This is a genomic window from Acidovorax sp. LjRoot204, assembly GCF_056175785.1.
On record NZ_JBGFFF010000207.1, the window covers coordinates 1 to 6173 of the forward strand.

General features: G+C 62.6%; 4 protein-coding genes and 1 pseudogene. All 5 read right to left on the reverse strand.

Translation table 11 applies throughout. The features are described 5' to 3' along the window. Positions 1–964: amino acid kinase family protein (locus tag AC04MI_RS22550; RefSeq protein WP_476498754.1), on the reverse strand; the 964-nt coding region annotated here is incomplete at its 3' end. 240 nt (positions 965–1204) lie between these two features. Beyond that, positions 1205–2263 (reverse strand): substrate-binding periplasmic protein, encoded by a 1059-nt coding sequence (locus AC04MI_RS22555; RefSeq protein ID WP_476498757.1) that lies wholly within the window; start codon positions 2261–2263, stop codon positions 1205–1207. Further along, positions 2240–3199, reverse strand: a pseudogene (locus tag AC04MI_RS22560) (methyl-accepting chemotaxis protein); the annotation flags it as partial. The gene AC04MI_RS22555 and the pseudogene AC04MI_RS22560, both read right to left, overlap by 24 nt. 251 nt (positions 3200–3450) lie before the next feature. Continuing rightward, positions 3451–5301 carry a dihydrolipoyl dehydrogenase gene (gene lpdA / locus AC04MI_RS22565; RefSeq protein ID WP_476498755.1) on the reverse strand — a complete coding sequence of 617 codons (1851 nt, stop codon included), beginning with the start codon at positions 5299–5301 and terminating at the stop codon, positions 3451–3453. 19 nt (positions 5302–5320) lie between these two features. Then, on the reverse strand, positions 5321–6173 hold an 853-nt coding region (locus AC04MI_RS22570; RefSeq protein WP_476498756.1), incomplete at its 5' end, for a 2-oxo acid dehydrogenase subunit E2.

Sequence of the window (6173 nt, forward strand, 5' to 3'; positions counted from 1 at the left end):
CCACACGCGCGCGCTCACCCACGAAGTCCTTGGTGATCAGCGTGCCGGGGTGGTCGGGCTCAAAGGTGTTTTTCAGGCGGATCGGGATGCCGGCCAGCTCCATGGGCTTGGCGGCCTTGGGGTGGATGGCTTCCATGCCCACATCGGCCAGCTGGTCGGCCACGTCGTAGTTGGTGGCGCCCACCACGATGGCGTTTTCCAGGCCCACGAGGTTGGGGTCGGCAGAAGACAGGTGGAATTCCTTGTGGATCACGGCCTCTGCGGGGCGCACTTCCACGGCGATCTTGCTGAAAGTGACCTCGGAGTAGCCCCGGTCAAACTCGCGCATGATGCCTTCGGTGCCCTTGGTGTAGCCGGTGGCCACCACCACCTTGTCGCTCAGGTCGATGCCCTTAAAGCTGTTGGCAATGCGCTCGTCAATCGTCCAGGCTTCGTTGTCGTCAAAACCGGCCAGGTCCATCAGCATGGCATTCACGCCATTGGCCTTGAGGATTTCGACCGAGTTGAACGCGCTGTGCGACTCGCCAATCGAGGCCAGCACTTCGCGCGCCGCGAGCAACACATCCTTGCGGCTGAGATAGCCGCTGGCCAGCACGTGCTGCATGGCGTTCAGATATTCACGCGCCTGGCCAATGCGCTGGTCGATGAAGGCATCGGCCACATCCAGCGGCAACCCCAGGTCAGCGTAGCCGGCGTTCAGCTTTTTGAGGCTGACCGCCAGTTGGGTCAACGCATCTTGGTAACCCTTGCCTTCGGCAAACAGGGCATAGATGCCGCGCTCGCCCGTCTTCTTGTGCTCCAGCAGCTGGTTCGTCACACCCGAATAGGCGGACACCACGTAGATCCGGCCGTTAATGCGCTTGGGGTCGTGCAGCACGATGTGGCGCAGCACATCGCCAAAGGCGGTCATGGAAGTGCCGCCGATCTTCTCGACAGAGATCTTGGAGGAAGTTACGTCTTGCATGGACAAGCAAAAAGGAGCAGTGAAAAAACAGGCCGGGCCGAACCGATGACCGGCGGGGACTGACGACGGAAACCCCCCTATTTTCGCCCATATTGGAAGTGCGCCCGATCGTCGGCCGCCGGCCCAGGGTCACACCACGCCCTCGTTCCCTCGCAAAGCCAAGCCACCGGGCTCCCATGCGGCCAGCGCCGCTGCTGTACCGCCAGTTCGATCGAAGGCGTCAAGTGAAGCCGGGGCGACTCACTGCGCTTGCACCGCTCCGTCGCGCACCACCCATTGGGCGCCCCAATGTCTTGACCACTGTTCTGCCAGACGGAGGAAGGTGCCATCACGCTTCATGGCGTCCAGCGCGTCTTGCCAGCTGCGCACCACAGCCTGGTCTGTGCGTTTGGACATGCCTATGTACAGGCGATTCACAAAGAGTTCGTAGACCGGCTCGAAGTCGGCCGGGTCCAGACCTGCATCGCGAGCGGTGGTGGGCAGATCCATGTCGGTCATGACCAATGCGGAGACCTTGCCTTCGAGCAGCTTGCGGAATGCGGTAGCCCAGTCTGGCGAGTAGTCCAGGTTGCGAAAATCCTTGCCCCTGAGGAACTCCTCTTTGGAATCCCCCTTGATGACCGCGATGCTGGGGAGCTTGCGCGCCTCGTACAAGCTCTTGACGGTGACGCCGCTCCCCTTCTTGACAAACAGCACAGCGTTGCTGTGAACCAGCGGGCCGACCCAGTGGAACTGGTTTTCGCGGCTGGGTGTGCGCGCCATGGTGAACAGTACGGCATTGGGCTCGGTCTGCAGCGCGGCGTAACTGCGCTCCCAGGAGGTGATGCGCACCTGTGCCTGATGCCCGGTGCGAGCCAGAATCTCGCGCACTACATCAGGGGAAAAACCTTTGACATCCGCACCGCTCGCGTCCTGCTTGTTGGCGGCATCGGTGTAGTTCAGCGGGGGTTCGTGCGCCGTGCCGACGATGAGCTGCACGCCGCGCGAGAGCTGCCCAGCCAATTCCTTGGACTCTTGCCGAATGCGCAGTGCCGCTGCGGGACGGGCTACTTGCCGCTCGCTGGCCCGTGCGATGGGCAGCTCTGGCAGCGCATTGGCCGGAGGAAGGCCGGCCACGCGGAATGCAGCTGCCGCGTAGCGCAGCCCGGCAGCCCGGGTCTGCAGGGTTTCCGCATGCACGCTGGCATCGTGCAGGAGCTCGGCATAACGTTCGGTCACGACATCCAGGTGGTCCAGCGAGCCGCTCAGTTGGGAAATATCGCGCTCCTGCTGCTGGGTGACCGCAGCTATCTCTTCCATGATCTGGGTGACTTGCTGCGAGCTGGCGTTGATCTCGTCCATGGAGTTCGCCACCTGGTCGGCCAGCTTGGCAGACTGCGCAATCTTCTCCACAGAGCCCGCAATCAGGGTCTTGATCTCCTTCGCCGCACTCGCGGAGCGCTGGGCCAGCGTGCGCACCTCTGAAGCCACCACCGCGAAACCCTTGCCCTGTTCGCCCGCGCGTGCAGCCTCCACCGCTGCATTGAGCGCCAGGATGTTGGTCTGGAATGCAATGCCATCAATGACACCAATGATCTCCTCGATCTTTCCCGAGGATTCACTCAGGGCATCCATGGTGTTGGTCATCTTGCTGACCACCTCATTACCTCGGGTCGCAATATCGGAGGCGAAACGCACCGACTTTTGAGAGTCTGCGGTCCTGCTGCCCGCTTGTTTGACTGTGTCGATCAGGCTACCAATGTGGGATCTGCTTTGCTGCAGCAACTCGGTCTGCTGCGACATATTGGTGGCCAGATCCAGGTTATTGGACGAAAAAGTGACCGATTCCACAGCCACCGTTTCGGCCTCTTGCCGTAATAGCCCGATTTTTTCAGCCAGCGAGTCGCGCAGCGCATGAATTGCCGCTAGGGCACTGCTGGATTCGGTTCTCTGCGTTGCGGTGGAGGCCATTAATTGGCCGGCGCTCAAATGGGCGATGTGTTCGTTCAACGCGTCGGGACTGCCACCCAACTGGCGAGCTACGGACCGATGGAGACGAACCAAGGCGACGCCGACAAGCACCGCCGCAGCCAACAGAAGCCACATCAAGCGTTGCCAGGCGGCATCAGACGCGCTGGGAGCAACTTGCAGATCACTGTGCAAGCTCCAGGCGCTGGCAGCCAGCACCACAAAGCTGGACGCGCAGACAAGGCCCCAGACGAAGAAATGTGAACCTAACGAGGCATTTTGTTTCATGCAGGGTCTCACCAAAAGAGTGATTCGTAGTGACCCCTTAGCAAACTTGATGCCCACAGTAACAAAAAGTCACAGGCTCTAAGATGCCCATGCAGACCCTGTGCAGACTTAGCGCAACCACTCCAGAGCACGCAGCCACTGTGGGCTCGTGCTTGCCCGCATGCACGCCAGAAAATGAAAAGGCCGCGCAACCCCCTCTGGGCTTGCGCGGCCAGCGACCGAACCGGCAGCGTTCTCAGCGAATCATCGGATCACTTCTTCTGTGGTGGCACGTCCGTGCAAGACCCGTGGGCAATCTCCGCCGCCATGCCGATGCTTTCGCCCAGCGTGGGGTGCGGGTGGATGGTCTTGCCGATGTCCACCGCGTCGGCTCCCATCTCGATGGCCAGSGCAATCTCSCCRATCATGTCGCCSGCATGGGTGCCGACCATGCCGCCSCCCAGGATCTTGCCGTGGCCATGGGCTTCGGGCGAGTCGTCGAACAGCAGCTTGGTSACGCCYTCGTCGCGGCCGTTGGCGATGGCGCGGCCSGAKGCSGYCCASGGGAACAGGCCCTTCTTGACCTTGATGCCYTSGGCCTTGGCCTGGTCTTCGGTCAGGCCCACCCAAGCCACTTCGGGGTCGGTGTAGGCAACGCTCGGGATCACGCGGGCGTTGAAGGCGGCCGCGGCCAGCTCCTTGTTGCCTTGCAGTTCACCGGCGATGACTTCAGCCGCCACGTGCGCTTCATGCACCGCCTTGTGCGCCAGCATGGGCTGGCCCACGATGTCGCCGATGGCGAAGATGTGCGGCACGTTGGTGCGCATCTGGATGTCGACGTTGATGAAGCCACGGTCCGTCACGGCCACGCCGGCCTTKTCGGCRGCGATCTTCTTGCCGTTGGGMSTGCGGCCCACGGCCTGCAGCACGAGGTCGTACACCTGGGGTGCCGGGGCAGTGCCGCCCTCTTCCGCCGCGGCAAACGTCACCTCGATGCCTTCGGGTGTGGCCTYGGCRCCCACCGTCTTGGTCTTGAGCATGATRTTGTCRAARCGCKKSGCGTTCATCTTCTGCCAGAYCTTSACGAGGTCGCGGTCGGCRCCCTGCATSAGGCCGTCSAKCATYTCGACCACRTCGAKGCGCGCGCCCAGCGTGCTGTACACGGTGCCCATTTCGAGGCCGATGATGCCCCCGCCCAGAATGAGCATGCGCTTGGGCACTTCCTTCAACGCCAGGGCGCCGGTGGAGTCGACCACGCGTGGATCATCGGGCATGAAGGGCAGGCGCACGGCTTGGCTACCAGCGGCGATGATGGCCTTCTTGAAAGCGATGACTTTCTTGGTGCCCGTCTTCTCCTGCGCGGTGCCGGTGGTTTCTTCCACTTCGAGGTGGTTGGCACCGACAAAGGCACCGTAGCCACGCACGGTGGTCACCTTGCGCATCTTGGCCATGGCGGCCAGGCCGCCGGTGAGCTTGCCGATGACTTTCTCTTTGTGGCCACGCAGCTTGTCGATGTTGACGGTGGGCGCGCCAAAGTCCACACCCAAGTCGGCCATGTGGCTGACTTCGTCCATGACGGCCGCAACGTGCAACAGCGCCTTGGAGGGGATGCAGCCCACGTTCAGGCACACGCCGCCCAGGGTGGCGTAGCGYTCGAYSAKSACGACCTTGAGGCCCAGGTCGGCCGCRCGGAAGGCSGCSSWGTAGCCGCCGGGRCCGSCGCCGAGCACGAGCACGTCGCAGTCCAGATCAGCGGAGCCAGCAAAGCTGGATGCTACTGGATTGATAGCTGCCGGCGCATTATTTACCTGCGCTTCAGCCGGTTTCTGCTCTGAAACTGCAGGCGCTGGAGATGCGGCAGGCGCTGGAGCGGCTGCGCCTGCGCCCTGCACTTCCAGCGTCAGCACCACCGAGCCTTCGGCGATCTTGTCGCCCAGCTTCACTTTCAGCTCCTTCACAACCCCAGCATGGCTGGACGGGATCTCCATGGAGGCCTTGTCGGACTCCACGGTGATCAGGCTCTGCTCGGCCTTGATGGTGTCGCCGGGTTTGACCAGCACTTCGATGATGGCCACTTCGGCGAAGTCGCCGATGTCGGGCACCTTGATGTCGATGATTGCCATGGTGTGTCTTGCCCTTTCGTTACATCACGATGCGGCGGAAGTCCGCCAGCAGCGAGGCAAAGTACACGTTAAAGCGTGCAGCAGCGGCGCCGTCGATCACGCGGTGATCCCAGCTGAGCGACAGGGGCAACATGAGGCGCGGTGCGAACTGCTTGCCGTCCCACTTCGGTTCGATGCTGCTCTTGCACACGCCCATGATGGCGACTTCGGGGGCGTTGATGATGGGCGTGAAGTAACGCCCGCCAATGCCGCCCAGGGAGCTGATGGAGAAGCAGCCGCCGGTCATGTCGGCAGGGCCGAGCTTGCCGTCGCGCGCCTTCTTGGCCAGGTCGCCCATCTCTTGCGAGATCTGGACGATGCCCTTTTGGTCAGCGTCGCGGATGACCGGCACMACGAGMCCGTTGGGCGTGTCGGCCGCAAAGCCGATGTGGAAGTACTGCTTGTAGACCAGCTGGTCGCCATCGAGGCTGGCGTTGAAGTCGGGGAATTTCTTCAGCGCCGCCACCACCGCCTTGATCACGAAGGCCAGCATCGTGACCTTGATGCCCGACTTCTCGTTCTCCTTGTTGGTGGAGACGCGGAAGGCCTCGAGCTCGGTGATGTCGGCCTCGTCGTTGTTGGTGACGTGCGGAATCATCACCCAGTTGCGGTGCAGGTTGGCGCCGCTGAGCTTCTTGATGCGAGACAGGTCCTTGCGCTCGACCGCGCCGAACTTCGTGAAGTCGACCTTGGGCCAGGGAATGAGGCCCAGTGCAGCGCCATCCGCGCTGCCGCCGCCAGCCGGCGCCTTGGCGGCCGATGCCTTGGTGCTGGCCTGGCCGCTCATCACGGCCTTGGTGAAGCCCTGGACGTCTTCCTGCGTGATGCGGCCC

Excerpts from the sequence above, each read along its gene's own strand:
- AC04MI_RS22555 (WP_476498757.1), bottom strand. The coding sequence starts at position 2,263 with ATGGAAGAGATAGCTGCGGTCACCCAGCAGCAGGAGCGCGATATTTCC.